The sequence below is a fragment of the Actinoplanes sp. NPDC048791 genome (assembly GCF_040650095.1).
Classification (GTDB): domain Bacteria; phylum Actinomycetota; class Actinomycetes; order Mycobacteriales; family Micromonosporaceae; genus Actinoplanes.
Map to the genome: position 1 here is coordinate 1 of NZ_JBEZGQ010001483.1, position 1573 is coordinate 1573.

1 protein-coding gene is annotated in these 1573 nt (G+C 74.1%); it reads left to right on the forward strand.

The window, feature by feature from the left end; all coding sequences use genetic code 11:
* Window positions 1–320: 320 nt before the first annotated feature.
* Window positions 321–1573: dynamin family protein (locus AB0C29_RS47665; RefSeq protein ID WP_360834898.1), on the forward strand; the 1253-nt coding region annotated here is incomplete at its 3' end.

The window sequence follows — 1573 nt, forward strand, 5'->3', positions numbered from 1 at the left end:
GCAGCCGCCACCCGCCGCAACAGGGTGGAGCGGCCGGCTCCGGGTGCGCCGGTGAGCACGACGAGGCCGGGACGGTGCAGATGCGCGGCGGCGAGCCCGGCCAGGTCCTGCTGTGCCACCCGCATCCCCCGTTTCCCCTGCCCTGCCCGGCGTCCGTGCCCGGGTGGCACGAACACGGGATCTGCGTCGCCCCGAGCTTCCGTAGTCTGTGGTGCGGCAGGCGTCCCGCCCTGCCCGCGAACGGGAAGGGTGGCGACTGTGTCTTCGACACCGGCCGCGGTCAGTACATTCTCCCTGACCATGTGCTCGGCTGACGAGTCATGACCGTCGGACCGCTCTCCGCCCGCGTGGCGACGCTGTGTGACGAAATCGTCGCCCGGGTCGGCCCGGAAGCCGGTGGCCAGGCCATTCAGGTCCGCGACCGGCTGTCGGAGCCGTTACGCGTCGCTATCGCCGGGCGGTTGAAAGCCGGAAAGTCGACACTCGTCAACGCGTTGATAGGCCGCCGGGTGGCCCCCACGGCGGTCGGTGAGTGCACCCGGGTGGTCACCCGCTTCCGGTACGGGCCCGCCGACCGCGTCGATGTGGTGCTGCGCGACGGCTCCCGCTCGAGCCTGCCGCTGGCCGACGACGGCATGATCCCGCAGCGTCTCGGGGTCAGCCCGGACCGCGTCGCCTATGTGGACGTCTCGCTGACCAGCGACAAACTGCGCGATCTGACCGTCGTCGACACGCCCGGGCTGGCGTCGACCGACACGAGGGTCAGTGCCCGCGCGCAGGCGGAGCTCGGTGCCGGCGCCGCGCCGTTCGACGCCGACATCGACGCCGACTCCGCTTCCGAGGTCGCCGCGGCCGAGGCGGTCGTCTACGTGTTCACCCAGGCGGTCCGCGCCGACGACGTGCAGGCGCTGGAGGCGTTCCGGACGGCGTCGGCCCGGCTGGCCAGCAGCCCGATCAACGCGCTGGGGGTGTTCGGCAAGGTCGACACGCTGGTCGGCGGGGCCGGGGACCCGTGGCCGGTCGCCGGTCCCCTCGCCGAACAGCAGGCGCTGCTGCTGGCCCGTACGGTCTCCGAGGTGGTGCCCGTGGTCGGCCTGCTGGCCGAGACCGGCGAGGCCGGGCGGCTCACCGCGGCCGACTGCGCCGCGCTCAAGGAGCTGTCCGCGTTGCCGGCCGCCGAGCTGCGGGTGCTGCTGGCCTCCGTCGACCTGTTCCGCAGCCGCCCCGCGCCGGTCGACGTGCACCGCCGCGACCGGCTGCTCACCCTGCTCGACCTGTACGGCATCGGTTTCGCCCTGGCCGAGCTGGCGGCGGACCCACGGCTGGGCACCGGTGAGCTGGTGCGGCGGCTGGTCCGCGCGTCCGGCTTCCCGCGGCTGCGCGACACCCTGGAGCAGACGCTGCGCTGGCGGGCCGACGCGATCAAGGCCGGCTGGGCACTGTCGCGGCTGGAACGCGTCGCCGGGCACACCAGCGACCCCCGCGACCGGGAGGCTTTGCGTGACGCGATCGAGCGGCTGCTGCGCGAGCCCGCCTACCACCGGCTGCGGCTGCTGGAGGTGGCCCAGCGGGT